18 protein-coding genes and 4 pseudogenes are annotated in these 26747 nt (G+C 66.8%); 10 read left to right on the top strand and 12 right to left on the bottom strand.

Features of this window, described 5'->3' with window-relative positions; translation table 11 throughout:
• Window positions 1–10: 10 nt before the first annotated feature.
• The gene (locus tag B118_RS32140) at window positions 11–1246 is read left to right on the top strand and encodes a hypothetical protein (protein ID WP_050592804.1); all 1236 of its coding nucleotides are present in this window, start codon (window positions 11–13) and stop codon (window positions 1244–1246) included.
• Between the two features lie 299 nt (window positions 1247–1545).
• On the opposite strand, the pseudogene B118_RS32780 reads toward B118_RS32140, so the two are convergent.
• Both B118_RS32780 and B118_RS32775 read right to left on the bottom strand, forming a co-directional pair.
• Window positions 1546–2078, bottom strand: a pseudogene (locus B118_RS32780) (peptidoglycan-binding domain-containing protein).
• A gap of 150 nt (window positions 2079–2228) precedes the next feature.
• Window positions 2229–2521: pseudogene (locus B118_RS32775) on the bottom strand (replication initiator); the annotation flags it as partial.
• A gap of 193 nt (window positions 2522–2714) precedes the next feature.
• Here B118_RS32775 and B118_RS32770 point away from each other — a divergent pair.
• Complete coding sequence (locus B118_RS32770; RefSeq protein WP_238323900.1) at window positions 2715–3017, top strand: hypothetical protein; 303 nt, start codon at window positions 2715–2717, stop codon at window positions 3015–3017.
• 801 nt (window positions 3018–3818) lie between these two features.
• Here the strand turns inward: B118_RS32770 and B118_RS30200 are convergent.
• Window positions 3819–3965, bottom strand: a pseudogene (locus B118_RS30200) (SMI1/KNR4 family protein); the annotation flags it as partial.
• A 196-nt stretch (window positions 3966–4161) separates the two neighbouring features.
• On the opposite strand from B118_RS30200, the pseudogene B118_RS30195 reads away from it, so the two are divergent.
• Window positions 4162–4285 (top strand): annotated as a pseudogene (locus B118_RS30195) (NUDIX hydrolase); the annotation flags it as partial.
• 42 nt (window positions 4286–4327) lie between these two features.
• Here the strand turns inward: B118_RS30195 and B118_RS0110725 are convergent.
• Complete coding sequence (locus B118_RS0110725) at window positions 4328–4723, bottom strand: hypothetical protein (RefSeq protein ID WP_027645937.1); 396 nt, start codon at window positions 4721–4723, stop codon at window positions 4328–4330.
• Between the two features lie 30 nt (window positions 4724–4753).
• Window positions 4754–6760, bottom strand: coding sequence for a hypothetical protein (locus B118_RS0110720; protein ID WP_028192756.1), 2007 nt, complete (start codon window positions 6758–6760; stop codon window positions 4754–4756).
• Window positions 6761–7467: 707 nt separating this feature from the next.
• On the opposite strand from B118_RS0110720, the gene B118_RS0110705 reads away from it, so the two are divergent.
• Window positions 7468–8739 carry a right-handed parallel beta-helix repeat-containing protein gene (locus B118_RS0110705; RefSeq protein WP_238323899.1) on the top strand — a complete coding sequence of 424 codons (1272 nt, stop codon included), beginning with the start codon at window positions 7468–7470 and terminating at the stop codon, window positions 8737–8739.
• Window positions 8740–8826: 87 nt separating this feature from the next.
• Here the strand turns inward: B118_RS0110705 and B118_RS0110700 are convergent, their stop codons facing one another.
• Entirely contained in the window at window positions 8827–9096 is a 270-nt protein-coding gene (locus B118_RS0110700; protein WP_018810211.1) for a hypothetical protein, read from the bottom strand.
• Window positions 9097–9162: 66 nt separating this feature from the next.
• On the bottom strand, window positions 9163–10596 hold the full coding sequence (locus B118_RS0110695) for a nitronate monooxygenase (protein ID WP_028192754.1): 1434 nt from the start codon (window positions 10594–10596) through the stop codon (window positions 9163–9165).
• Window positions 10597–10920: 324 nt separating this feature from the next.
• Between B118_RS0110695 and B118_RS0110690 the strand changes: the two genes are divergently transcribed.
• Window positions 10921–12327: a right-handed parallel beta-helix repeat-containing protein gene (locus B118_RS0110690; RefSeq protein ID WP_028192753.1), complete on the top strand. Its 1407-nt coding sequence runs from the start codon at window positions 10921–10923 to the stop codon at window positions 12325–12327.
• A gap of 171 nt (window positions 12328–12498) precedes the next feature.
• On the opposite strand, the gene B118_RS0110685 is transcribed toward B118_RS0110690, so the two are convergent.
• Entirely contained in the window at window positions 12499–13335 is an 837-nt protein-coding gene (locus B118_RS0110685) for a peptidoglycan-binding domain-containing protein (protein ID WP_027657549.1), read from the bottom strand.
• 757 nt (window positions 13336–14092) lie between these two features.
• Here B118_RS0110685 and B118_RS0110675 point away from each other — a divergent pair.
• From B118_RS0110675 to asnB, 5 genes are all read left to right on the top strand, one after another.
• The gene (locus tag B118_RS0110675) at window positions 14093–15343 is read left to right on the top strand and encodes an MFS transporter (RefSeq protein WP_028192752.1); all 1251 of its coding nucleotides are present in this window, start codon (window positions 14093–14095) and stop codon (window positions 15341–15343) included.
• A 178-nt stretch (window positions 15344–15521) separates the two neighbouring features.
• A complete protein-coding gene (locus tag B118_RS0110670; protein ID WP_043541172.1) occupies window positions 15522–16922 on the top strand; it encodes a hypothetical protein in 1401 nt (466 codons plus the stop codon).
• Between the two features lie 99 nt (window positions 16923–17021).
• Complete coding sequence (locus B118_RS0110665) at window positions 17022–17966, top strand: alpha/beta hydrolase family protein (RefSeq protein ID WP_018810217.1); 945 nt, start codon at window positions 17022–17024, stop codon at window positions 17964–17966.
• Between the two features lie 231 nt (window positions 17967–18197).
• Complete coding sequence (locus B118_RS0110660) at window positions 18198–19463, top strand: hypothetical protein (RefSeq protein WP_026270441.1); 1266 nt, start codon at window positions 18198–18200, stop codon at window positions 19461–19463.
• 59 nt (window positions 19464–19522) lie between these two features.
• Window positions 19523–22291 carry an asparagine synthase (glutamine-hydrolyzing) gene (asnB, locus tag B118_RS0110655; RefSeq protein ID WP_028184410.1) on the top strand — a complete coding sequence of 923 codons (2769 nt, stop codon included), beginning with the start codon at window positions 19523–19525 and terminating at the stop codon, window positions 22289–22291.
• Window positions 22292–22359: 68 nt separating this feature from the next.
• Here the strand turns inward: asnB and B118_RS0110650 are convergent, their stop codons facing one another.
• The 4 genes from B118_RS0110650 to B118_RS0110635 are packed head-to-tail and all read right to left on the bottom strand — an operon-like array spanning window position 22360 to window position 26109.
• On the bottom strand, window positions 22360–23343 hold the full coding sequence (locus tag B118_RS0110650; protein ID WP_018220391.1) for a glycine betaine ABC transporter substrate-binding protein: 984 nt from the start codon (window positions 23341–23343) through the stop codon (window positions 22360–22362).
• 59 nt (window positions 23344–23402) lie between these two features.
• A complete protein-coding gene (locus B118_RS0110645) occupies window positions 23403–24188 on the bottom strand; it encodes an ABC transporter permease (RefSeq protein WP_018220390.1) in 786 nt (261 codons plus the stop codon).
• A complete protein-coding gene (locus B118_RS0110640; RefSeq protein WP_028184409.1) occupies window positions 24185–25384 on the bottom strand; it encodes a betaine/proline/choline family ABC transporter ATP-binding protein in 1200 nt (399 codons plus the stop codon). The genes B118_RS0110645 and B118_RS0110640 overlap by 4 nt, the downstream gene beginning before the upstream one ends.
• Window positions 25381–26109: an ABC transporter permease gene (locus B118_RS0110635; protein ID WP_028192750.1), complete on the bottom strand. Its 729-nt coding sequence runs from the start codon at window positions 26107–26109 to the stop codon at window positions 25381–25383. The genes B118_RS0110640 and B118_RS0110635 overlap by 4 nt, the downstream gene beginning before the upstream one ends.
• Window positions 26110–26747 lie beyond the last annotated feature (638 nt).

Genomic DNA, 26747 nt, shown 5'->3' with positions numbered 1-26747 from the left:
CGCGCCGGCTATCGGCGCCGTCGAACGCGCTGTCACCGCCGCCGATGACCGGCTGGGAAGACCTATCCGCGCCTCCACCGACAACAAGGATCACGAGGGCAAGGGTGAGAAGGACAANGGCAAGGCCACACCAGTTCGGTGTGGCGCCGATGCGCTGATCGCGGCGATCACCCTCGCCAACGCCCGCGGNGGTGCTGTCCTCGACCTCGCCGAGGACTGCACCTACACACTCATGGGCGACATCGACGACGGTGCGGGCTTGCCCGCGATCACTACCCCGATCACTCTCAACGGCGGCAAACACACCACCATCACACGCGCCGCTGCCGCCGACGAGTTCAGAATCCTCACCGTCGACGCCGGCGGAGACCTCACCCTCAACCACCTGACAATCACCGGCGGACAAACCACCAACGCTGGCACTGACGGGGCTGGCGTCTTCGTGGACGCAGGTGGAACGTTGACCAGCAGTCACAGCGCCATCACCCGCAACATCGCCGGCGGCAGTGGTGGCGGCATTGCCAACAATGGCACCACTCATATCCACGCCTCCAACGTCAGTCACAACACCGCTGCCTCTGCCGCTGGAGGTGTGGCAAGCTCTGGCGTACTCGAAATCAGCAAGTCCAGCATCCATGCCAATGCCGCCATGGACGGAGGTGGGGTCACGAGTTCGGGAACTGTGCGGATCGGGCACAGCAGAATTTCCAGTAATCGCGCCCGCAGCTCTGGTGGTGGCCTTTTTGTCATGAGTGGTACTGGTTTTGTCGCGGACAGTAGCGTTACGGCGAACATCGCCGGTGACGTGGTTGGTGGCATCATCGCGAGCGTTGGCGTGCAGATGACGATCAGATCCTCTGTCATCGCTGAAAACGTAGCTGAAGCGGGAATTGTCGGTGGTCTGGGCGTGGACGAAGACGCCTCGGTTGTCGTTATGGACAGCATTGTCAAGAACAACAACGGCAGCGGCAATGGCGGTGGGGTTTACAACATCGCCGAACTGGTACTCAGAAACACGAAGGTCTTTGGTAATCAGTCAGGTGATCAGGGCGGCGGAATATACAACGAAGCCTCCGCAACCCTCACCCTGTTCGGCGCCAAGGTCACCAAAAATATTGCCGTCACCGATGGTGGTGGCATCTTCAATGAAGTGGGCGGCACGGTCGAGCTGAACACCGCTACCGGCACCGTCGTGGCAAAGAACCGGCCGAACAACTGCGTCAATGTCACCGGCTGCCCGGACTGACCCCGTCGTTCGGGCACCACGAGGGGCCCCGCCCCCTACCGTCTACGGGCGGCAGGGGGGCGGGGCCCTTCCTGGTTTGGATCGGGGGATGCGGTTGCGGAGTTGCTCCAGGCGGCCGGCGCTGACATGGCCGTTGCCCAGTAGCACGCGGCCGAGGTACGCGAGGGGCTGGAGAGGTCCGGCTCAGTCGGGGGCGTTGTAGCCGACGACCGACACCACCAGGGCGATGATGGAGACCAGCGCGGCCGGTGAGGGCAGCGGCCACCGGGCGCTCGCTCTCCAGGGCGCGTAGGCGTGCTTCATGGTCCTCGCCCTGCCGAGCAAGGTCCTTCACGTCGCCTGGCGGCGTCCCACGTCTCAGGGCCCAACAGCCCATCCCGGGTGAGGCCCTGGTCGGCCTGGAATGCCTTGATCAGCTCTCGGCGCTCTGAGCCGTACCGGCCGTCGTGGCCGCTCTTACGCAGATACCGCTCTTCCTCGCCCGCAGGCCCGCCCCGGCGGCTGAGCTGCTCGGTCCACATCGCTAGCCACTGCCGGTCCGCCTTACCCCTGAATCTCCTGCGGTAGTAGCCGGACACCGAGCTGTCACCGCCGGAGCGGGCAAGTGTCACCCACAGCTGTACGACCTGCTCCATCGTGACCCGTGCGAGTCGTGCAGGTCGGCGTCGAAGTCCCGGGCCCGCACCCCGTCGAGCTGGTCGCCATCGCGATATTCCGCCCGACCGGTCCGGTCCGGGTTGTGGCTCGACGGGTAGCCCTGGTGGGAGGTATCGCCGATCGAGCCGTCCGATCTGGTGTCCCGCTTGGGGAACCAAGGGATGGGGGCGGTCATGGGGTGGCTCCGGGGGTGCGGCTGGCGTGGGTGGCGGTGGCCTGGCCGTTGCGGAAAGGGTTGTTCTGGCGGCCGTTGAGGTGCCGGTTCGCGCCGGTGGTGCGGGAGCTGGGCGCGCGGCTGCCGCTTTCGGTGGCGCGGAGCATCAAGTTTCGCCAGGTAGGCGGCGACCTTGGCGTCGGTCACGGCACCATCGCCGCTGCCGATGCGGCGCACGTCGACCTGTTCGCCGCACGACACCGGCAGCCGTCGAAGCGGTCGGGGTGTGGTGGGGTGGTGACGGTGATCTGCCGGGCGGCGGCGGCACCAGTGCGTCGGAGTCACCGGGGTCGACGCCGTCGAAGCGCAGCAGGAGGTGGAAGTGCACAGCTCGCCGGAGAAGCCGTTCCACACGGCCTGGTGGTCGTGGTCGTAGCAGTCCGACATAGTGGCCGCCCGAGCTGGGAGTGGTTGCGCAGGGCCGTCCCGCCAGCGTCCGACCGTGGGTCAAGGTCTTCTTGACGTGGCGGGTCGGGCGGAGGCCCGCTCCACAGGAGTGCGGGCCGACGGCAGACGGAATGGCCACCGTGCGCTTCAGGATGGAGGGCTCTCCATGCCTGGTTGGCAGGTCAAGCCTGCCCAGTAGCGTGCTGGGACATGGGTGAGCTGATCGAGCAGGTCATCGGTCGTAACCTCGTCGCGGTAACGGAGGCTCGACACTGGCATGAGGGCCAACGTGATGGTGACGTGGAGAGCTTGGTGCATTTTTGGCTGCACTTTCAGGGAGTGCCGCCGCTCATGGCGCATGGTTCTGGCGAGCTGCTAGGCCTTGAGTTCAGCGAGCCGTATGCGTCGTACGACATGGGAGAGCACGGTGAGACGCGCGTGGGGCTGGCGCAGTGGCCCGACATGCTGGGACTGCTGCCGGGTCATCGGCTGCTGGACGCCGCTCTCATTTAGGGCTACGCGACGCGGCTAGGCTTGGGTGGTGTCCTACTGAGATTCGATCACTGCGACCTGGTCGTGGCGTCGTTGGGCGATGAGTGGGTGCTGAGGCAGGGAACGATACCGCCGGCGCTTGCCCCGTACCTGACCCTTGGTAGCTGGCTGGCTGATCGGGCTATCGGCTGATGGCGCACATCATCATGGTCCCCGTGCGCGATGCAGTGGTTAACACCGGCAAACAGCGAGACGAGTGACTAAGTGGGTGACGATCGGGGACGTACTTGGCCGGACGTCCGTGGACGACAACAGACGTGCCCGCCAGCGTGGGCTGCGGATGAGGACAGGTCCTCGCGAGCTGCATGTTGCCTTGGGTCAAGGAGGCGGCAGCTCCGGCAACTGGTCGGACGTAGCCATGCGGAAGGCCCCGCCTGGCTGGGTAGGTTGCCAACCGTCGGCCAATGCCTTCCGGACGATTGCAGCGACTGCCGACGGGAGAACGGGAACTGCCGACCCGCCAATCCAGTTACTTGGGTGGTCTTGAGGCATGGTGACCAGCAACACTCTGCCCTTGCAGTCGACCCGTTCTACAGCAACAGCGAGCGGCTTTTCACACAGCGCTTGAGCATAGGTTGGTCTAGCCCGCAATCGCCATCTGTAGGCGACCCCATCAACCGTGATGAGCCGAGCGCCCTTCCTGACCAACGTCATGACGAACCTTCTCAATGTCAGGTGACCGTGCCCGTAGCGTGCCCGAAGCAGCGGTCAGTATGGGACAGCGAGGGACGCCCGACAGGCAAGACAGCCACGCTGCGTTCCGTACGCGGTGGGCAGCTCGTACCCAAGCTGCGCTTCCACCGCCCGTAGAACCTCGTCGGTGAGCGGGTTCTCCAGCGGGCCGGATCCGTCGAAGACCGTTGCGGGATGGAGCACCGGTCGACGGTAGTCGGTTGGTGCCAGTTCCAGGAGCGCCGGTAGCCCTGCTGCTGTTGACAGTAACGATGACAGCAACAGGGCCCCAGGCGGGGAGGGCCAACGACGGATCAGTACCCGACGTCAGAGACGTGCGCGGACGCGCATGGACGGAGCGCCCAGGACCTACAAGTGAGGGGTCGGGCGGCTGGGGTGGTGTGGCCGGTAGTTGCCGCCTGTCGTGCAGGGTGTGGGGTTCGGCGCGGATACTGGCGGGCCGGTGGAGAAGCAGGCGGTGGAGTTGACTCGGTGGACCATTCACGGTGAGCGGGTCGTGGACGACACCCGGCGGGGCGCGGCTGAGTATCGCCGAGCACGTCCCGCACCTGGAGCCGGTGGAGGCGGTTGTGGGCGGGCTACAGGTTGTTGATTCGGGCCAGCAGCTCTGCCTCGGTCAGGTTTTCCAGGACCGCGTCCTGCTTGCGGCCCAGGACCGCCAGCAGCTTGTCCTTCTCCAGCTTCTTGGCCGCCGCCGCCTTCGCCGCCTGGTCCTCCGAGAGGCGGACGGCGATGACCTGCTTGACGACCTCCAACTTGGTCTCCAGGATCGCCTTCGCCGGATTTGCCTCGGTGGCCACGAACGACTCGGTGTCGACGGCCTTGAGTTCGGCGTTGACCGCCTTGGCCACATCATCGAGGCTGAAGCCGGACTTGGCGGTCAGCGGAAGCTCCCACAACTGTTCCGTGGTCAGCAATCCCTTGGTCGACGGATAGCGGAACTTCTCCCGCGTGGCCTTTTCAAAAATAGTCACTAGGGCCTTCTCCGATTTCTGGGTCGAGAATCAGAACTGGATGCTGATGAGGCGGCGCTGGCCGCCGATCATGGTCACTTTGGCGACCACAGAGCTGCGGACCGTGGAGCTGAAGCCGAGGCCGGAAAGCTGTTCCGGAGACGGCTCGCACTTGGTGCGGTCGCCGAGAACCTCGAACACCTTGCGGTGCGGTTGCAGGTCGCCGCGGAGGAACTCATTGTAGATCCCCCGCGTCGGCTGGTCGTTCACACACCCCTTCAGGATGAAGAAGTAGTGCCGGTTGCCGACCTCGTTGTCGTCGAAGTAGTTCGGCGAGTACATGATGGTGGACACCGGGACGAACTGTTCGGTGGTGATGCCCCACAACTCTTTGCCCGTACTGCCCGGCTGCACGTCTACTCCCGGCAGGAAGGCGGTGATTTCCCCGCCGGCAACCGTCATCCGACCCACCTTGACGGTCTCCTTGTGGTCGACCGCGCGATCGTGGCTGTAATGCTCGATCTTTCCGTTGCTCTCGGTCTCGATAACAAAGCCAACATGGGTGCTGTCCCGCTTGCGGTACTGGTTCACCTCGATCCGGTACTCACCGTCGGGGACGCGGTCGGTCCAGGTGACGTTCTCCACCGGCTCGCGGGAGAGCGTCCCGCCGGCGTTCATGTCGACGTCCAGCTTGTTGCGCTTTTCTTGGTACCAGATGTGGTCGCCGTTGGGTTCGAACACGTGCAGGTCGAGGTCGTCGTGGTTGAACCAGGACAGGCTGACCCGCAGCTTGCCGGTGACGTTGCCGCCGGCTCGTTTCACTTTTTCCTTGATCGAGTCGGTGACGTTGCCGCCGTACGACCAGCCGAAATCGTTGTCCCACTTGAACAACCGCGGAGCAGCCGGGTGCCGGCCGGTCGTGAGACTGACGAAGTGCGGCTCGTAGGTGTTGGCGACCCACAGGTCGATGGTGGTGGCACCGGGCAGGATGTCCTTCAGGAAGGAGGCCACGGGAATCTCCTCCGGCTTCGCGTCGCGCAGGCGGGCACCTGCCGACTTCATGGTGGCCTGCATGAGCAGCCCTTCGATGCCGTCTTTCATCCGCGGCTGTGTGTCGTTGTCGACCCACAGCACGTTGGTGATCGACACATCGGACAGCCGAGCGAACCGTCGCTGCAACGACTCCTCGATGCCCAACTCGTCAATGGTCTTCATGGCAGCCTTGACCATCGCCGGTGTGATCAACGCCTTGGGGCGCTGGTAATTCTGCGGTGCCACCTTCGTCTCGAACGATCGGACCGCCTGCTCCAGGTCGACGCCCGCGGAGAGGTCCTGGACGAGGGTGCCGATCACCATGTTGCGCAGGCGTGCCGCCGGGTTCATGGCGTTGGCGAAGACGAAGGCCCGTCTGTCGGTCGCTGTCGTCCACCTGTTCTGCAGCGATCGGAACTCGGTCACCGCCCGACGATGCTCCGTGCCGCGGTAGAGGGCGTTGTCGTCGATAAGATCGACGACGGTACTCAGAGCGTGCTGGGTCAACTCGGCCAGGCCACGTTGGAAGACCTGCACCGCGGCGTCAAAGGTGCCCTGTGTCGCGCCGACATCTTCGATGCGATGCCGCTTCTCCACCCGGCCGTGCAGGTGGTGCCACACCTCGACTTTGCCGTCCCACAGGGTTCGGGTGCTCTTCGTGCCGTACTGCGCCTGTGTGGACCGAAAGATCGTGGACAACGGCAGCGAAAGAACGAAATCATCCAGAGCGGCGGCGACGACGGAGAAGACTGGGTCGGAGGCCGACACCCCGGACCAGATGGTACGGACCTGGCCGGCGTGGATCTCGACGACGTTGCCGAAGCGCTTGATGAAGCCGCGGCAGGTCGAGCAGTCGTACTCGGATCGCTCGCGGAACCGCAGATTGGTGCCGGCGGGGAAAGAATCGAGATAGGTGAGCCAGAGTGAGTCCCGGTCGAGACCGTCGCCGACCACGTACAACTCATTCCTGGACATGGTGGACAGACGCGATCTCACATCCGTCACGAACTGCTGGAAATCGCCCACCGTTCATCCTCCTTGATCGCCGGAGATCCTAACGGAGCGATCGCCAATCGGAGAAACGCGTTTCCGGCGTTGCGGACGGTCACAGACGGGCGCCGGTGGCCGGCGGTCAGTCGAACGGAGCGCGTACGGCGGTGGGCTGCCGGGCCGGCGGGCAGCAGTTTCCGCCGGTCTCGTGATCCGGAGTCAGGAACGTTCATAATGGGCGAGCCGGAGGGCTGGCGCGCGAACCCAGCGACGACACCCCGGTCCAACGGGAGACCTTCCGCACCGTCGCCGGCGTCAAACTCCAACTGGAAGTTCGCCCGGTAGCAGCCGGCAAGCGAGGTCACGCGCGATCCAGACCGCTGCCGTACACCTCGTCGGAGTACCAGCGATTCGTGCCAGGCACGAACGGTGGCTTGACCCGAGCAACCTCGACCAGAACGGCCGTCAACTCCAGCGGCTCGAAGAGATGTAACTCGCCGGTAGCAATATGAGAGCTTCTTTCGCGTATTTCCTTCGCGTTTGCCGTGCTGTGGGCGTGGTGTCGGGTTTAGCTCGACGGTGGGCCGCTACCGCCTGTCTGGTAGCTGAGGAACACGCCACCCGCGTTCCCCTGGGTGGTGGGCTCCTCGCCGTTCACGGGGAAGGACACCGAGACCGCAATGCCATCTCAACGACATGTTGACAGCTCCAGCCGCACTGATAGTCGGCCGCCACGGTGGTGGATGGCCGTCGGGATGGCCGGGTTGACCGGCCTGGCGTTCACCACGGCCGCTCTTGCCACCGCCGCCCACGCTCAACCGAACCAGCCCGTACCCGGCTCCACCACGGCGACCGATGCGGCGCCCGGGCCCATCGCGACCGCCCGGGATGGAGCCGGCACCGGCACTCCCGTCACGTGTGACGCGGATGCGTTGATCGCCGCGATAACGTCTGCCAACGCTGCGGGCGGCGGCGTGTTCGACCTGGCCAAGGACTGCACCTACCTGCTCACCGCCGACATCGATGGTGCCGGTCTGCCCACGATCATTACCCCGATCACCCTCAACGGCGGCAAGAACACCACGATCGAACGCGCCACCACCGCCGCCGACCAGTTCCGGATCTTCACCGTCGACTCCGGTGGCGACCTCACCCTCAACCACCTGAAGATCATCGGTGGTCAGACCACCACGGCAGGTACCGATGGGGGCGGCATCCTGGTCAACGCGGGCGGGGGTTTGACAGTCAGCCACAGCGTAGTCACCCGCAACATCGCCGGTGGTAATGGTGGCGGCATCGCCAACAATGGGACCACCACCGTCAAGCGCTCGATCGTCAGCCGTAACACCGCCCCGCTGGAAGGGGGCGGCATCTACAACACGGGCGCCCTGACCGTCAACGGGTCTGAGGTCAAGGCGAACACCGGCACCCTCGGGGGAGGCGGTGTCGCGAGCACGGCAGGAACGGTCGACGTTTCCAAGAGCTCCATCTCCGGCAACTGGTCCGACCAGGGAGCTGGTCTCTTCATCGTTGATGGCGGAATCGGCTCGGTAACCGGCACCCACATCAAGAATAACTCCGCTGCCGATGCTGGTGGAGGTATCTTTCTGCTGGGTCAGCTGACGATGCAGAAAGTCGTCCTCGCCGGCAACACCGCCGAGACCGGTGCTGGCCTCATTGTCGACGAGGAGTCCACGGCCGACATCACGGGCAGCCGCATCGTCGACAACACCGCCGGGGCCCAGGGCGGCGGCATCTATAACGCTGGCATGACCACGTTGAACGGCACCAAGCTCGACGGGAACCAGGCCGACACGGGCGGCGGTGTCCAGAATCTCGCGGCAGCGACGCTGACCTTCTTCGCCTCGACGGTCACCGACAACCTTGCTGTGACCGACGGCGGGGGCATCGTCAACGACGTGGGTGGGATCGTCACCCTGAACACGGCCACCGGCACCACCGTTATCAGTAACCGCCCGAACAACTGCGTGAATGTTCCCGGCTGCGCCGGGTAGCGACCTTGAGCGGGTCAGTCTCACCCGGGCCCCGCCCCTGCCGTATGCGGTAGGGGTGGGGCTCCGTCGTGCGGTAGCTCACCAGAGCTACGGCGCGCCGCCGGATTCGCTGCTGGCGCCGCTGTCGAGGGCCTGGCCCTCGCTGCCGCCGCCACCTTTTCCACGGAGGCTGCCAGATCGCCGACGGCGACGCTGGCGGGCACTCTGGCGGATCGCCCGGCGGGCGTTCGCCATCGTCTCTTGTCTACTGTCGGCCCGCGGACCAGCCCGGCGTCGACGCCTCCGGGCCACGATGACGACCAGCACAAGTGCGATCAGCAGGGGTAGGGCGACCCACCCGAGGTGAATCTCGGACATGTCTGGAGAGTAGCGACTCCAGTCGATGACCGGAATCGGAGAGGTGGGTGCTCGGGGCCGGTACGGTCAGCTACCGGACTGGGCTGCCGCGAGCAGGTAGTGCAGCACGTCGGTGGCCGCGTAGTCCTCCCCGAAGCGCCGGTGCAGCTCGGTGAGGACGCCGATGTCCTGGCCGATGGTGATGATCGGCGGCTCGGTGTCGTCGCTGGCGCGTCGCTGGCCCAGGCCGATCGTGCCCATGAGCCCGTTGCACAGGCAGCGGCTACCCGTGGTGTCCTCCGCCGCGCCGCCCTTGCGGATGTAGTCGTCGACCGGCTCGGCGGGGCACCGGAAGCCAATCCGGCCGGTCGGCCGCAGGTACGGGGTGCGCAGGTATCCCAGATCGCATCGGCGAGCGCGGGCCTGGTAGATACCTGCCTCGGCGGCGGTGCCCTCCAGCTGGGCGATCTTGAAGGGGAAGCCGGTCGGGGAGGCGGCCGGATCGTTCTGGATCGCGAGCTGCCCGTCGGTGGCCCGCTGGAGCAGCTGTCGCCGCAGCTGGGGGTTGATTCCGGATTCGCGGCAGAGGGCGAAGGCGGTGCCAACCTGAACCCCGGTGGCTCCGGCCGCCTGGGCGGCGGCCAACCGCCGTGGGTCGGCCTGCCCGCCGGCGACCCAGAAGGGCAGCCCGGCTGCGGCTACCTTGGCCAGGTCGATCCGGTCCCGCTCGCCGTAGACGGGCTCGCCGTTGTCTCCGAGCACCATTTTGCCGCGTGGCCGGGCCGAGTGGCCGCCCGCGGTGGGTCCTTCGAGGACAAAACCGTCGGGGCGGGTACGGGGGCTGCGGGCAAGGTAGGTGACCAGGGATGCGGCGGAGACGATGGCCAGGAACCGCGGCCGTGGAAGGGGCGGCGGTAGCTCGCCGGTCAGGTCAGGCGGGTTGAAGGCGACGGTGTGGGCTTCCCCCGCCGGGCTGCCCTCGACGGCGACGGGCAACTGGACGGGCCGGTGGTGGGTCAGGGCGTCGATCAGAGACGGGATCTCACTGGGTAGGCCGGCACCCATCAGGATGTAGTCGACCCCGGCCAGCATCGCTCCGTACACCGCGGCGGGAGTGGCGAGCTGGATCTTCTCCAGGTAGTTGATGCCGACGACGCCGCGGTGGCCCTGCTTGGCCAGGTAGACCTCGACGAAGTTGGCGACCACGGCCAGTTCGTTCGCGTGTCGTCGGGGCCGCATGCTCAGCAGTGGTGCTGGTCGGAACGGTTTGTCGGCGGGGATTCCCCCCGGTACGTAGTAGCGGTCCAGCACCCGCTGGGCGACCTCCGGCACGGGGAATTGGCTCAGCGCCTGCCGGAGTGTGCCGTCCTCGTCGCCGAGTTGTAGCCGGCGGGCCAGTGCGGCGTCGAGCGCGACCCCGGACACCACTCCGAGCTGACCGGCGGCGGATACGGCGGCGGCCAGCCGCCAGCTGGAGACACCGACGCCCATCCCGCCCTGAATGATGATCGGAAGTCCCACCTGATTCCTGCCCTTCAGCCGGCTCTGTCGGCACTGGCAATCCTGTGACCTGCCGGTCGGGGGGCGACAGGGCATTTGGTCCTGTGCTCGGGTGGGCCAGGTCACGAGGGGCCCTCCGGCCGGAGGCTGGGTCAGTGGGCGAGCACCGACAATTCACCAGCATTTGTCTCATTCAGGGGTTTTTTCGTCTTCATGTTCTCCTGGGGTCAGTGTCGGTTTAGCGTCCGAGATGGCTGCTACCGATTGCCTGGTAGTCGAGGAAGCCTGACCGATCCTGGGTTGGTCCTTCCTCGCCGTCAACGGGGAAAGGACATCGACACCGCGATGAACCATCAGCATCACACCCACGAACCCGAAACCGATCGCCCGGACGGGCGTCGGTCGCGGTCGCGGTGGTGGGCGGCCGGCCTGGCTGGCGTGGCTGGCCTGGCCCTCACCGCCGTCGGCGTCGCGGCGGCTCCGGCCGCCGGCTCTGCCGGAGGTACCACCAGCGCGGAGACCCAGCCCGGGGACGGCCACCGGGGCAAGGGCCAACCGGGCCAACCCTCGTACGAGGAGAAGAGCAAGGGCGATGAGGAGAGAGGCAGGAAGGGACAGGGGAAGACGGAGAAGCCGAAGGGCACGCCGGTCCCCTGTGACCCGGATGCGTTGATCGCGGCGATCACTCTCGGCAATGCCCGCGGTGGTGCGGTGCTCGACCTCGCGAAGGACTGCACCTACCTGCTGACCGCTGATGTCGGGGATGGTGCTGGTCTGCCCGCGATCACCTCGCCGATCACGCTCAACGGCGGTAAGAACACCGTCATCGAACGCGCCGCCGCGGTCGAACAGTTCCGGATCCTCACCGTCGAGGCCGACGGCGACCTCACCCTCAACCACCTGAAGATCACCGGTGGCCAGACCGACGGCAGTGGTGGGGGAGTCCTCGTCAACGCTGGCGGAGCGTTGACCACCAATCACAGCATCATCACCCGCAACATCGTCCAGGATGACGGCGAGGGCGGTGGCATCGCCAACCTGGGCGTCACCCAGATCAACCATTCCAAGGTCAATTGGAACACCACCAGCGAGGAAGGCGGTGGGATCTTCAGCACCGGCCGCTTGGAGATCGTCAAGTCGCACCTCGACAACAACACCGGCGACCAGGGCGGTGGCATCTACCAGAGCGGTAGCACCGTCACCGTCAAGGGTGGCAGCATCTCCGGCAACCAGGCGTCCGACGGGGGCGGCTTCTATCTGGTGGGCGGAAGCGGCAAGCTGACCGGCACCAAGGTGGCGAAGAACACCGCCAGTGGTGACGGTGGTGGCGCCGTGGTCGCCGAGGCCGGGCAGTTGACGCTGCAGAAGGTCGGCCTCCTCGACAACTCCGCGCTGTCCGGTGCGGCCGGCGGCCTGTTCGTGGAGGATCCCGGCAGCACCTACGCTGTCGTCGAGGACAGTCTCATCAAGAACAACACCGCGGCCGACTTCGGCGGGGGCATCGACAACTCGGGCGTGACCGTGTTGCGCCGCACCCAGGTCATCGGCAACCAGGCCGACCAGGGCGGCGGCATCTACAACACCGGCACGTTGCGCCTCTTCACGACGAAGGTGGTCAAGAACATCGCGATCACCCTCGGCGGGGGCATCTTCAACAGCGCCGGCACGGTGGAACTGAACACCGCAACCGGCACCGTGGTCGTCAAGAACCGGCCCAACAACTGCGTGGACGTCCCCGGCTGCGCCGGCTGACCCTCCGAGCAGGGCACTTGGGTTCCGCCCCACCGCGAGCACCCGGTGGGGCGGAACCCCGTTCCAGCCACCTTGGCGATGACCGTAGCCCCGCGCCCGATCCTGCCCTGTCGTCCCTCGCCGGGCGGGTGTGACCAGCACGGTGTGCTGCGGCGCTCTGGGGCAGGATGATCAGCTAATCGGATTGCGGTAGGCGGCATCCCACGTCTTGCGGCCCAGTAGCCCGTCCCTGCTGAGGCCCTGATCCGCCTGGAACGCTTTGATCAGCTCGCGGTGCTCCGGGCCGTACCTGCCGTCGTGGCCGTTTCGGCGGAGGTACCGCTTTCCCTTGCCAGCGGACCAGCCTCGGCGGGTGAGCTGTTTGGTCCAGATGGCGAGCCACTGGCGGTCCGATTTTCCGTTGAACTTTCGCCGATACTGGCCCGACACCGATCGATCTCCTCCGCTCCGGGAGCCGAAGTAGTAGCCGCTCGGGAGGGGGAATGGCACCGCTGGCCCCGGTGCGGGTCGGACCGGTGTCGGCTTCTCGGGCTCGACGGGTCCCGGCTTGCCGAGCTGGTCGAGCCGCCAGTTCGTGTCCCGTACCGTGTCGGCGGCCTGGGTGAAGTCCGAGTTCACGTGGCAGTGGGTCGTGTGCCGGTTCGAGCCGGTGTAGGTGTGGGTGGCGAAGTTGTGCCGACGATGCCAGATTCGGTCCTTGTAGATGATGTACCGCACCCACCACAGCGCGCCGGAGCGAGCGAGCTTCACCCACAGCTGCACGACCTGTTCCATCGTGACCCCGCCCGGGTCGCGCAGGTCGGCGTCGAAGTCTCGGGCCCGTACCTCGTCGAGTTGGTCGCCATCGCGATGCTCCGCCCGACCGGTCCGGTCCGGGTTGTGGCTCGACGGGGAGCTCTGGTGGGAGGTATCGCCGATCGAGCCGTCCGATTTGGTATCCCGACTGGGGAATCGTCTGTTGAGTTGATCACGGGCTTCGTCCAGGTTCGGTACCACCATCCAAGCCATCGATCTTCACCTCCACAACTGGCCAGTCGGTCTGCTCAGGGTCGAGCCATGGATCCGGGGTCTGCATCCCGATGTGCTGCTCCGGGTCCTCGTTCGGGACCGGGTGCGGGTCGGTGGCGGACATGTTCCTCCCTCAAATGCGATGCAATTAGATCGGCGGGTACGCCCAGCGTTTTCGGCACGAGCGGCGGGATCATGATTCCTCCATGAATCACGATCTCGGGCAATTTATAATCGCCTGCCGATGATTAGTCGATTCTAGCGGCCGCGTAGCTCATGGGCATGATCAAAACGTTGTCGCAGCTTGCTCTGTGGGTGGGTGGCGGACATTGATGCGAGATGTGAATCAACATTCTTGATCGCGGGTGCTGTGCCGGGCGGGTCGGTGACCGTCGGGGTGTGTCGCAGCCACGATGCTCGTCGCCCTATTCATGTTCGCCGGCGTTCGGCGCGCGGTTGTCCTGCGGGCTGGCAGCCGGTCGGTGGCCGGTGGCGTGGCGGTCCCCGGGCCGCTCCTGCCTGGCCGTTCCGCGTCTGGGCTGGGGAAGGGAGCCGAGACTGCGACGAGCTCTGACGCCCCCGCTCGTGACCCCGGCCCGGTGAGCCGGATGGGGCGGCGCCGGCATTTGTTTTAGTCGAAGCCTCAGTTCTGCTGAGCGCTAATTTTCTTGCAGCTGGTTGGCGGCGGCGAGATACTTCCCGGGTGTCTTTCCGAAAAGCAGTCCCTACTGTTATTCGGGCTTCGCCCTACTGGCCGGTGTTGCGGCACCGCATTCTGCGGAGACTCTTCCCGGGTTTCGTGTTGTCGGCTCTGGGCGACGGCATGAGCCTGGTCGCGGTCAGTTGGCTTGCCCTTCACTTGGCCCCGTCGGAGAGTAGGGCCACCTGGGCTGCGGTGGCGATCGCCGCGTATACCCTGCCGGGGGCGCTCGGATCGGTGCTGTTCGGTCGGTGGCTCGGTGGCCGCGGCGGTGCCCAACTGGCCGCGTGGGATGCGGTTCTGCGGACCGTGATGCTGGTGCTGATTCCGGTTGCGCATCTCGCCGGAGTGCTGGGCATCTGGCTCTACACGGTGTTGCTCGGACTCTCCGCGCTGCTGCGGTCGTGGGGGTCGGCCGGTCGCTTCACGCTCATCGCCGAGCTACTCCCGCCGAAGCACCGCTTGGCCGGTAACGCGCTCATCGGTCTCCTGGTCGAGGCGTCGGTCCTGGTCGGCCCGGCCCTCGCAGCGGTGATCATCGGGATTGGCGGCCCGGTCGTCGTCATCGCCATTGACGCCGCGACGTTCGCCGTCCTGGCGATCACCTACCTGCTCGCCGTGCCGAAGGCGGCGCGTGCTCCGCGCGGAGCACGGAGGTCGTCCGGTCTTGCCGGTTTCGCTGCGATCTCACGCGACCGCGGCATACGTGGTCTCTCCATCCTGACCTTCGGCTTCTTCTTCCTCTACGGGCCGATACTGGTGGCGCTGCCGGTCCACGTCGGGGCGGCGTCCGGCGACTCGGCTGGAAGGCTCGCCGCGTTTTGGGTGGTCTTCGGTGCCGGCGCGATCGTTGGCGGTTTGGCCGCTGGCTACCTGCGGCGCTGGCGACTGTGGCCGGTCACCATCACCATCGTGCTGGCCTGGGGAGTTGCCCTGCTGCCGCTGGGCGCCGGGGCGCCGACGGGGGTGGCGCTCGTCATGTTCGCTGTGGGCGGGCTTGTCTGGGCCCCCTTTCCCGCTACCACGATGGCCCTGTTGCAGGCCCGGACCGAGGCGAGCACGAGAGCTCCGGTGATCGCCGCGTACAGCGCGATCGCGACTCTCTCCGTGCCGCTCGGCACCCTTGCCGGCGGACCGATGATCGCCAGCTTCGGCGCCCAGCCCACCATTCTCGGCTGCGCCGGACTGACGCTGGCCCTCGGCTTGGTGGCGGCAGCTGTCGCGATCGGCCGGGCTCGCCGGCGGTCGGACGGTCAGGCCGCGGCCGAGCCCCGGCCCAGCATGGAGCCGGCAGCAAGGGGGACGTAAGATATGTTCATTTTCATCTGGTTTGGTGGATTTAATCGCATTTAGGGCTTCGTGTCGCCTCCCCTTGTTTAGCGTGCGGTGGCTGGTATCACCCGACGGGTAGCTGAGGAGTGACCTCGACTGGCAACCCGACTGGGTGGTTCCTTGCCGTGCACGGGGGAAGGACATCGAGACCGCGATGAACCATCAGCGCCACGCCCAGGGAGAGCCGCCCGACCGGCCGGGCGAGAAGCCAGCGCGGCCATGGCGGCGGCGGTGGTGGTTTGTCGGGTTGACCGGGCTGGCGCTCGCCGCCGTCGGGGTGACCCCGGTTGGCGAGACGATCAGGCGCGCCCTGCCGGCCGTTGGCACGTCCGGGACCCCGATTGACGGGCCGCCCGCCGACGACCGTCGGGACGAAGGCAGCGGTGCGGCCGACAAGAGCGACGCGGGTGGGGGCGACGGGAAGCAGGGGGAGCGGCGGGCCGGCAAGCCGGTCCCCTGCGACCCCGATCGGCTGATCGCCGAGATCGCCCTGGCCAACGCCGGCGGTGGTGCCGTGCTCGACCTCGCCGAGGGCTGTACCTATCTGCTCACCGCCGACCTCGGTGGCGCCGGTCTGCCCCCGATCACCACCCCGATCACCCTCACCGGCGGCAGGAACACCACCATCGAGCGGGCCGCCGCCGTCAACCAGTTCCGGATCCTCGCCGTGGCCGCCGGTGGCGCGCTCACCCTCAACCAGCTGACGATCTCCGGCGGCCACGCCACCGAGGGCGGCGGAGGGATCCTCGTCAACACCGGTGGCGTGCTGACCGTCAACCACAGCGTCGTCCATCGCAACATAGCCGACGTCCTCGGCGGCGGTATCGCCAACAACGGCACCGCCCGGGTCAGCCACTCCAGGGTCGAACGGAATATCGGGAACCAGCGCGGCGGTGGGATCTTCAGTGCCGGCCCACTGGAACTCGTGCAGTCTTACGTCCGCGGAAACCTCGCCGACCTCGGCGGCGGCGTCTTCGCCTCGGACAGCAGCGTGACCGTCCAGGGCGGCAGCATCGCCGACAACCGGGCGCAGTCGGTTGGTGGGTTGTTCGTCTCCGGCGGCATCGGCACGGTTACCGGCACTCGAATCACCGGGAATCTGAGCCAGTCCGACGGCGGTGGCGTCCGGGTCGGTCTCGGCGGGCAGCTGACCCTGCGGTGGGTGCGCCTGACCGGCAACACCGCACTGTCCGGTCTGGCCGGTGGCCTCTTCGTCGAGGGGGACATCGGCGGAGGAAGCTACGTCGTCATCGAGGACAGCATCATCAACAACAACACCGCGATGGCAGCCGCCGGCGGTGGAATCTTCAACGCGGGGCAGACGGCGGTACGACGTACCCGGATCATCGGCAATCGGGCCGACCGGGGTGGCGGCATCCACAACTCCGGGACGGTCAGCCTCGCGGCGACGAAGGTGGTCGACAATCTCGCCGTCACCGACGGTGGGGGAGTCGTCAACGACGGTGGCACGGTGGACCTGAACACCGCTACCGGCACCATCGTGATCAGGAACCGGCCGAACAACTGCGTCGATGTCGCGGGCTGCGTCGGATAGTCGCCCACCATGCCGTAATCGAGTGTGATTGCTCGTCTGTAGCCCGGCTCTCGGCGCTCGTCATAGTCGGGTTCACGTCGTGAGAAGAGGTACCTCGACATGAATCGCGCCTCCGGAACCGGCCTGGCCGCTCCGGTCCTGTCCGTTGCTCCCGTCGTCATCCCGGCACCCGCCCGGACGGTGGATCTCGAACTACGGGTGTCGGTGCCAGTGACGGGCTCGTCCCGGCCCCTCGTCCTGTTCTCGCACAACCACGGGCCGTCCAACCTCTCCTCGTGGCGCGGGTACGACCCGCTCGTGGAGATCCTGGCAGCCTGCGGTTTCGTCATCGTGCAGCCAACGCACCTGGACTCGTTGGCTCTCGGGCTACGCGAGGCGGACGCTGCCGAGGCTCCGCTCTACTGGCGTTCGAGAGCGACCGACCTGTCGTTTGTCATCGACAATCTCGACGCGGTCGAGGCCGCGGTGCCCACGCTCAGCGGACGGGTCGACCGGGCACGGATCGCGGTTGTCGGGCACTCGGCAGGCGGCCACACCGCTTCCCTCCTCCTCGGCCGTCGCCTCAACGATCCCACGGACGGCTCGATCGTTGATCTGTCCGACCGCCGGGTTCGGGCCGGAGCGATCCTCTCGGGCCTTGGTCGGGGCGGCGATGCCCTGAGCGAGTACGCGAGGGAGAAGTACCCGGTTCTGCAGACGTCTGACTTCAGCACGATGACCACCCCGGCACTTGTGGTCGCGGGCGACCAGGACTGCGGGCCGCTCAATGTTGTCGGCGCCTCCTGGCACCGGGACTCGTACACCTTGTCTCCCGCGCCGAAGGCCCTGCTGACCGTGTTCGGGGGCGAGCACAGCCTCGGCGGAATCGTCGGCTTCGGTGCCGCCGAGACCACGGATGAGGACCTGGGCCGGGTCTCGGCGGTGGGAGCAATGGTGGGTGCCTACCTCCGCACCGCACTCGGGGTCGACGGCGATGCCTGGAGCCGGGCGAGGAGGGAGCTGGAGTCTTCGCCCACGCCGCCGGGAAGCGTGATCGACAAGTAGCGAGTGGGCGGCGTTCTCCGTGGTGGCGCGGATTGACCGGGCCGGTTGTGTGCGGTGAGCGGTGATAGACAATCTCTGGGATGAATTTTCGGGTTCATGTTCATCTGGGGTCAATGTCGGCTTAGCGTTTGACTATCGGCTACCGCCGGTCCGGTAGCCGAGGGACACCACGCCGGGTTGGCCCCGGCCGGCGGAGTTCCTCGTCGTTCAGGGGAAGGCACCGGCACCACGATGCGGTATCAAGACCACGACCAGGGGGGTACACCGGAGCGTCCGGCCCGTACCCGGCCATGGTTGGTGGCCGGGGTGGCGGGCCTCCTGCTCGCCCTGGTCGCCCCTGCCGCCATCGCGGGCCCCGGCACCGGAATCGATGAGCAGACCAGGCCGAAGGGCACGCCGGTCCCCTGTGACCCAGACGCGTTGATCGCGGCGATCACTCTCGGAAATGCCCGCGGTGGTGCGGTGCTCGACCTCGCGAAGGACTGCACCTACCTGCTGACCGCTGATGTCGGGGATGGTGCTGGTCTGCCCGCGATCACCTCGCCGATCACGCTCAACGGCGGTAAGAACACCGTCATCGAACGCGCCGCCGCGGTCGAACAGTTCCGGATCCTCACCGTCGAGGCCGACGGCGACCTCACCCTCAACCACCTGAAGATCACCGGTGGCCAGACCGACGAGGACGGCGGGGGGATCTTCGTGGCCGCCGGTGCCGCCCTCACCCTGAACCACAGCAGAATCGTGCGCAACATCAGTGCCCAGGAGGGTGGCGGCATTCGGAACGCGGGCACCGCCACCATCACCCACTCCTATCTCGAACGGAACACCGCCGGCACGGGTGGGGGCGGGGTCGCCAGCACCGGCGTTCTTGACCTGCGCTCCTCCACTGTGGGCGAGAACGTCAGTACGAATGGCGGGGGTATCTCCAGCGCCGGGTCCGTTGTCGTTGTCGGCAGTGCGATCACCGGAAACCGGGCAACCTCCGTCATCGGCGGCGGGCTGCTCGCCACCGGAGGAAGCGCCCTGCTCACCGACTCGCAGGTGCTTCGTAACTCCTCCAACACCGAGGGTGCCGGGGTCGTCGCCATCTCCGTGCAGCTGCACCTGCGGCGGGTCGTCATCGCCGACAACGCGGCCCGCAGCGGGGGCGGCGGACTGATCATCAACAGTACGTCCTCCGCGACCGTGCGGCAGGGTCTCATCCAGGGCAACACCGCCAACACCGATGGCGGGGGCGTCTTCAACGCCGGCGCGTTGGCGCTGTTCGACACCGAGATCCGGGGCAATCAAGCCACTCGGGGCGGGGGTGTCTACCACGATGCCGACGGCACGCTCACCCTCTACACCTCCACGATCAGGAAGAACACCGCTGTCGCCGACGGTGGCGGGATCTTCAACGAGGCGGGTGGAACAGTCGAGTTGAATACGGCCACCGGCACCGTGGTGAGCGCGAATCGGCCCAACAACTGTGTCAATGTCGCCGGCTGTCCGGGCTGAACCCCGGCGAAACTCCCATCAAACAGTGCGCCAGTTGTGAACCCAGAGGTGATCTTCCAATGTGCGGGATAGCAGGCTACATCGGCATCAGCGCATTCTGGGGTGAGCCGGTGCTTCGCCGGATGGCCGACGCCCAGGTCCACCGGGGCCCCGACGGCGACGGCTACCTGACCGACGGGCTGATCGGGTTGGCGCACCGACGGCTGGCGGTCCTCGATCGAGCCGGTGGGAACCAACCGTTGCACTCGGCGGACGGCCGGTGGGTGCTGAGCTACAACGGCGAGGTCTACAACTATCGGCAACTGCGCGCGGAGCTGAGCGATCTCGGCCATCGATTCACCACGGAATGTGACACCGAGGTGGTGCTCGCCGCGTGGGTCCAATGGGGTCGGGCCGCCTTCGACCGCTTCAATGGAATGTTCGCCCTGGCCATCGCCGATCTGGAGCGTGGCGAGGTGGTGTTGGCCCGGGACCAGTTCGGCATCAAACCGCTGTACCTCGCCGAGGACGGAGACGGACGGGTCTTCTTCGCCAGTGAGATCCGCCCCCTCTTCGCCGCCGGTGCGGTCACGCCCAAGCCCGATGACCGCACCATCTACCGATACCTACGGTTCCGGGTCCACGACGACACCCCACGGACTTTCTTCCACGGGGTCACCCGATTGATGCCGGGGGAGATCGCCCTGCTCACCTCGGACGGCGCGATCCAACGCTCCACCTACACCCGCCTCTACGATGACATGGACGCGCTGGCAGCGGCGCCGACCCCCTATGACCGGTCCGCCCAGGAGCGGTTCCGGACGGTGCTCGACCGAGCGATCCGGGCTCGACTGGTCAGCGACGTTCCGGTCGGTACGGCCCTCTCCGGCGGGCTGGACTCCTCGACCGTGGTGGCCAGCATTCATTACATGCTGGCCTCCGCCGAGGACACCTGCCGGCCGGTTGGTGCGACGCAACAGACATTCTCCGCGGTCTTCCCGGGCGAGCGAAACGACGAGGAACGCTACGTCGACGCGGTCGCGGCGACCTGCGGCGAGGCGCTCCAGGTGCACAAGGTGCGCCCGACCCCGGACCGCTTTCTGGTTGATCTGCGGGACTTTGTCCGAACCCAGGAAGAACCGGTCATCTCCACCGCACCGTATGCGCAGTACTGCGTGATGCGGGAGGCGAGTCAACATGTGACGGTGATGCTCGACGGTCAGGGCGCCGACGAGCTGCTCGCCGGCTACCTGCCCTACTATCTGGTGCACCTGCGCGGCCTGCGCGGTGGCCGGGTGGCCGGAGAGCTGCTCCGCTCCGTCGATGTGCTCTGGCGCCTGGGCCGCACCCGGCTGACCGACGTCGCTGGTCGGCGGCGCCGGACACCGCCCGTCAACCTGCTGGGTCGGACCTTCGCCGAAACCTATCGGTACGAGCGCTTCCCGTCGGTGCGCAATGACATCAAGGCCCGGCTGACCGCCGACCTCTTCCGGCACAGCCTTCCCGCGCTGCTCCGCTACGAGGATCGGAACAGTATGCGATTCTCGGTCGAGGGTCGGGTGCCGTTTCTCGACGCCGCTCTGGTGCGTACCGTGTGGTCGTTTGACCCGTCCGCGATTATCCACCACGGATGGAACAAACGGGCCCTGCGGGACGCGACCGTCGACCTGCTGCCCCGGCTGGTTCATCGACGGCGCAACAAGATTGGCTTCACCACGCCCGAGGACAGCTGGTTCCAGCGCATCAAGAACGACGTGTACCTGATCTTCGCTTCCCGGTCCTTTGGTGCGCGATCCTACTTCGACCAGCCAGCCGTGCTTCAGGCATTCGAGGATTACGTCGCCGGCCGGGGCGGTGTGGACACCATGACGTTCTGGCGGATGCTCAATATCGAACTGTGGCTGCGCGAGTTCATCGACCCGAGACCGGCCAGCGACGCGGGCACCTCCGAGTCGGCGGAGCCAGCCCGGGTCGCGGCCCAGCGGGGTACCGGCTCGGACACCGACCAGAGTGCAGACCCGCTGCCGAAACCGGACTTCGTACCCAACCAGGGGAAGGAGTTGCTGACGCCCGGTGGCGCCTGGGCCCGGTTTCCGCTGCGTACCGACCTCATCGCCGCCGGGGACGATGTCCCCGTGCTCGCCGTCAACCGGGTCGGTGAGTTCTACAAACAGGGGGCGGAGGTGCCGTTCGCCGTCCAGCAACTGGCAACCGCCGGACCCTGGTACCTGTTTGTCAGCGAAAAGGTGGTCGCGGTCGCGCAGGGACGAATCTTCAAGGTGGCCGACATCAGGAGCGGAGCCTGGGCGCGCTTGCTGTCGCGAGGTGTCCGGCGAACCCCGTACGGCATCGGGCTGGGGCATCCGGCCACGATGCAGCTGGCTATCGAGGAGGCGGGGCTGCCCCGCATCCTGGCCGCCGCAGCAGTCGGGGCAGCTGGGAAGGTGGTCCGGCGGCGGGGACTGTTCTACCGGGTCGCTGGTCCGGCGGTACGCGCCATCGACGGGCCCACCGAGTACTCGGCCTACCCGGCGAACATATCGGCGAAGCTGGCACCGCGTGATCCGGATCGGGTCGCCCGGGACATTTCGTCGGCGATCCGGGCGGCCCTGCCCGCCGAGTTCGCGGAGCGGTTCGGCGGCACAGTGATCATCGATGCCAATGACCTCGGTCAGGACATCCTGGGCCAGGACGCCGACCTACCGGACGCGGCGTTGGTGGAGGCGTTCGTCGACAACCCACTCGGCCAGGCCCGCGAGCAGACGCCGTTCGCGGTTGTGGTGGCCCAGCACCAGCGCGGGGTCGCGGGCCACCGTGGCGGCCACCGGGTGTGTCACACCGGGGGCTGAGCCGGCACCGCCGATGCCACCCCGAGGTAGGGGGACATCGGCGGTGGTGGTGCGCCGGTCGAGGTGCCTCAGCCGATGAAGCCCTCGGCCTTCATCCAGTCGGAGACGACCTGGGCCACCGGCTCGCCCTGGACGTCGATCTTCTCATTGAGCCCGCGCAGGGTCTCGTCGTCGAGCTTGGCGATCACCGGCTCGAGGATCGTCAGGATGGTGCCGTACGACTCGGCGGTCTCGCCGTTGAGGGTGGGAGCCGGGTTGTAGATCGGGAAGAAGCTCTGGTCATCCTCCAGTACCCGCAGGTTCAGGTGGCTGATCCGGCCGTCGGTGGTGAAGACCTCGCCGAAGTTGCAGGCCTCGCCCTTCTTCGTCTCCGTGTAGACGACGCCGGTGTCGACGACCTTGACGTTGTCCTCCGAGACGTCCATCCCGTACGCCGCGGTCATTCCGGGCCACCCGTCGTTACGCCCGACGAACTCGGTCTCCAGGCAGAACGTCGCCTCCTGCGGGTTACTCTCGGCGAACTCGGCCAGGTCGGAGAGGGTTGTCAGATTCCACTCCGCGGCCTTCTCCTCCCGCAGCGCGATGGCGTAGGTGTTGTTCGCGGGAGCGTAGGCCCCCCAGACCACGTTGTTCTTCTCCTTGTCCTCCTTGACCACGGCCGCGTACTGCTCGGCGGAGTCCTGGATCGGGTCGGTGTGGTCGAGGTAGGTGATCCACGCCGTACCGGTGTAGTCCCAGTAGACGTCGACATCGCCGCTGAGCAGGGCCTTGCGGACGTTGACCGAGCCCTTGATGTTGGTCTGGTCCTCGACCTCCGCCCCAGCGGCGGTCAGCGCCTGCATCGTGATGTGCCCGAAGACGATGTTCTCGGTGAAGTCCTTGGAGCCGACCACGATGGTCTGGCCCTTGAGGGTGGCGTCCTCCTTGATTGATCCCTCGCCGACCGCGACGTCGGTGCTGGGGTCCTCAGTCGTCACCGAGCAGCCGGTGAGCGCGAGGGCGACCACCGCGGAGCCGGTCGCCAGACGGGTGAGTGCGGTTCGATTTCGCATCGTTACCTTCCTTGGGGTAGTGCGAGTGTCGGTGGTGCGCAGGTGCGGGATGAGGCCACTCAGTCGAGCCCACGGGGCCGGAGCAGGTCGGAGATCACTCCGCCCAGCCAGTCCAGCGTCAACGCCAGAGCCGCGGTCAGGACTGCTCCGGTGACGAGGATCGTTTCGCGTTGGAGCTTGATCCCGGTCACGATCAGCGAACCCAGACCTCCGGCGTTGATCAACGTGGCAAGGGTGGCCACGCCGACGGCGAGGACGAGTGCGGTCCGCACCCCGGCGAGGATCACGGGAACAGCCAGCGGAAGCTCGATTCGGAGCAGGACGGCTATCGGTGACATACCGATGCCCCGTCCCGCCTCGATCAGGTGGCGGTCCACCTGGTTGATCCCGACGATGGTGTTCTGGAGTACCGGGAGGACGGAGTAGGCGACCAGGCCGATCAACGCGGTCGAGGAGCCGATGCCGAGGAAGATGCTCAACAGGACGAGCAGCCCGATCGCGGGAGTCGCCTGGCCGATGTTGGCCAGAGCGGTGGCGAAGGGGGCCAGCCACCGCAGGGACGGACGGGTGAGCAGGATGCCCCCACCAACAGCGATCGCCACGACAAGCACAGTGGTCTGCGCGGCCAGCGTCACATGCTCTCCGGCCGCCCGCAGCAGCTTGTCGGCCTCCAGGGCACGCCGTTCGATGTCGTCCAGATCCGTGGCGCTGACCCAGAGGTAGGTGGCGAGCAGCACCGCCGCGAGGATCGCCGGCATCGGGGCGTGTCGCCGCAGCAGCCCGCGCCAGCGGGACGGCGGGGTGAGCACCGTCGCTGCGGCCTGGGTCTCGGCGGCGCTGCTCATCGCTGCTCCGGGGTGAGCTCGGCGGCGGGGGCCACGGCCGAACGTTGGTCGGGAACCCCGGAGCCCGGTTCGCCTCGTTCGGGCGTGTGGTGGATCACCTGCATCAGGCCGTCGAGCGTGACCGTGCCGGCGTAGCGGCCGTGCTCGTCAACCACGACCGCGGCGCCGTCGCGGGAGGCGAGCATGGCGTCCAGGGCGTCGCGGAGCGTCGCCTGTGGCTCGACCGTCGTCACCGTCTGGCCGGCCTCGTCAAGGGCGTCCGGGCGAGCGGCCAGATCGTCGGCGTTGACCCAGCGCAGCGGCCGATTGTCCGCGTCCACGGTCAACGCCGAGGAGCCTTCGGTCTGGTCCAGCTGGCGCTTCGCGCCGTTGACGGGCTTGTCCAGTTGGATCAGCGGGACGTCCTGCCACGTGATCGCGTCAACCCGACGTAGGTCGAGCTGCTTGAGTCGGGCGCCGCGGCCGATGAACTGGGCCACGGTGCTGTCGGCGGGTTGGGCCAGCAGGTTTTCCGGAGTGTCGAACTGCCGAATCTTGGACCTCTCGCCGAGGACAGCGATCCGAGTGCCCATCTTGATCGCCTCGTCGAAGTCGTGCGTGACGAAGACGATCGTCTTGCGCAGCTGTTCCTGCAGGCGGAGGAACTCGTTCTGCAGCCGGTCCCGGGTCATCGGGTCAGTGGCGCCGAAGGGCTCATCCATCAGCATAACCGGCGGATCCGCGGCGAGGGCCCGGGCCACCCCGACGCGCTGCTGCTGCCCACCGGAGAGTTGGCGGGGCAGCCGGTTGCGGTAGATGGCCGGCTCAAGGCCGACGAGGTGGAGGAGTTCGTCGGCGCGGGCCTCGATCCGCTTGGCGTCCCAGCCGAGCATCTTCGGCACCAGCCCGACATTGGTGGCGACGCTCATGTGGGGGAAGAGCCCCACCTGCTGGATGACATAACCGATCTGGCGGCGCAGGTCGTTGCCGTCCAACGCGGTCACGTCGGTGCCGTCGATGAGGATCCGGCCGCTGCTGGGCTCGATCAGCCGGTTGATCATCTTCATGGTTGTGGTCTTGCCGCAGCCGGAGGGGCCGACCAAGACAATGATCTCGCCCTGCTGGATCGTCATTGACATGTTCTCGACGACCGGGGCTTTCTGCCCTCGGTAGAACTTGTTGACCTGCTGCAGGTCGATCATTACGTCGTGGCTCATTCTCGGCCTCCGAGGGAGGGGGAAGGTGCTGCTGTGGCGGGCGTGAGCGTGGGGCGGAGAGTCGGGCGGGTGCGGAACAGCTTCGGGCGTTGCCCGGCCTGGGTGAGCTTGCCCAGGAGTGCAAGGGCCACGTCGACGGTGAGGGCCAGCACAATGACGCCGACCGTTCCGACCAGAGCCTGGTTCAGGGAGTTCACGCCGCCGAGATTGGCGAGGCCGTCGAAGATCTGGTGGCCCAGACCTGGGCCCTGTACATAGGCCCCGATCGCGGCGATCCCCATCGTCATCTGGGTGGACACCCGAATTCCGGTCAGGATTACCGGCCAGGCGAGGGGAAGCTCCACAGTGGCCAAGGATCGGACTCGGCCCATGCCGATACCCCGCGCGGCCTCGGTCAGGGCCGGGTCGATCTCGGTCAGGCCCACAATGGTGTTTCGAAGGATTGGTAGCAGGGCATACATGGTGAGGGCCACCAATGTGGGCGTGTAGCCCAGCCCAAGCGGTGTGATCAGTAGGCCGAGTAGTGCGAAAGACGGGATGGTGAGCATGGCCGCGGCCATGCCGGTCGCGACGGCCCGGGCACGGGGGTGGCGGTAGGTCCAGAGGGCGATCAAGACGCCGATGACCGTCGCCAGGGCGACGGACATCAGCACGATTGTCGCGTGTTCGAGGGTCTGTGCGAGTAACAGCTCACGTCGGCTCTGTAGAAATTCGAGGAACGTCATGTGTCACCTGTCACCTCCTGCTGTGGCAATCGTGGGCCCGGAGATCAAGGAGCGGCTGGGTGGGCCGTGGCGAAAGCGGGTCAGCCATCAGCGAGTGGTGATCAGCCGATGGTGGCAAGGGGGCCCGACCATGGGCTGAGCCGCGCGGCTCAGGGAGCCCGGGCTCGCGTCGGTTCGAAGCCGCCGTCCTCCCTTGCCTCGTCAATTCGGATCACAATCTTAACTCAACGTCACACCAAGGACTGGACGCCCTCGAGGGCATCGAGGGTGGGATGTGGGATAGACCGGGCGAAACACGCCGATGGCGCTCGTCGATCCGCGCCATCGGTTGTTGTCCCGCAGCTTGGTGCGGCGGCGGGCGTTTGGCGGGGGTGAGACGTCCGCCCCGGCTGTGGTTCGGGTGGCTCCCGTGCCGTGCCGCCCCGATTCGGTCCGTATGGGTGTCAGAACGTTATCTTGCGTTCCTCGTCCTGTGATCTCTCTCGTATCGGCAGGTCAGGAGGCGTGCGCGTTGACGGGGTGCCGGAAAACACGAGGTAAGGTTGCATCCCTGCACGCATCCGGTTCGACCCCCGAACCGGTCGGGAGCGCGCGGCCGGTCGGGAGCCGGTGCGGACGCACCGGACGGACGCGACTGT

The sequence above is a fragment of the Salinispora pacifica CNR114 genome, from assembly GCF_000514775.1.
Taxonomy (GTDB): Bacteria; Actinomycetota; Actinomycetes; order Mycobacteriales; family Micromonosporaceae; genus Micromonospora; species Micromonospora pacifica.
The sequence above is the reverse complement of the archived record's forward strand: the minus strand, read 5'-3'. Positions and strand labels throughout refer to the sequence as shown.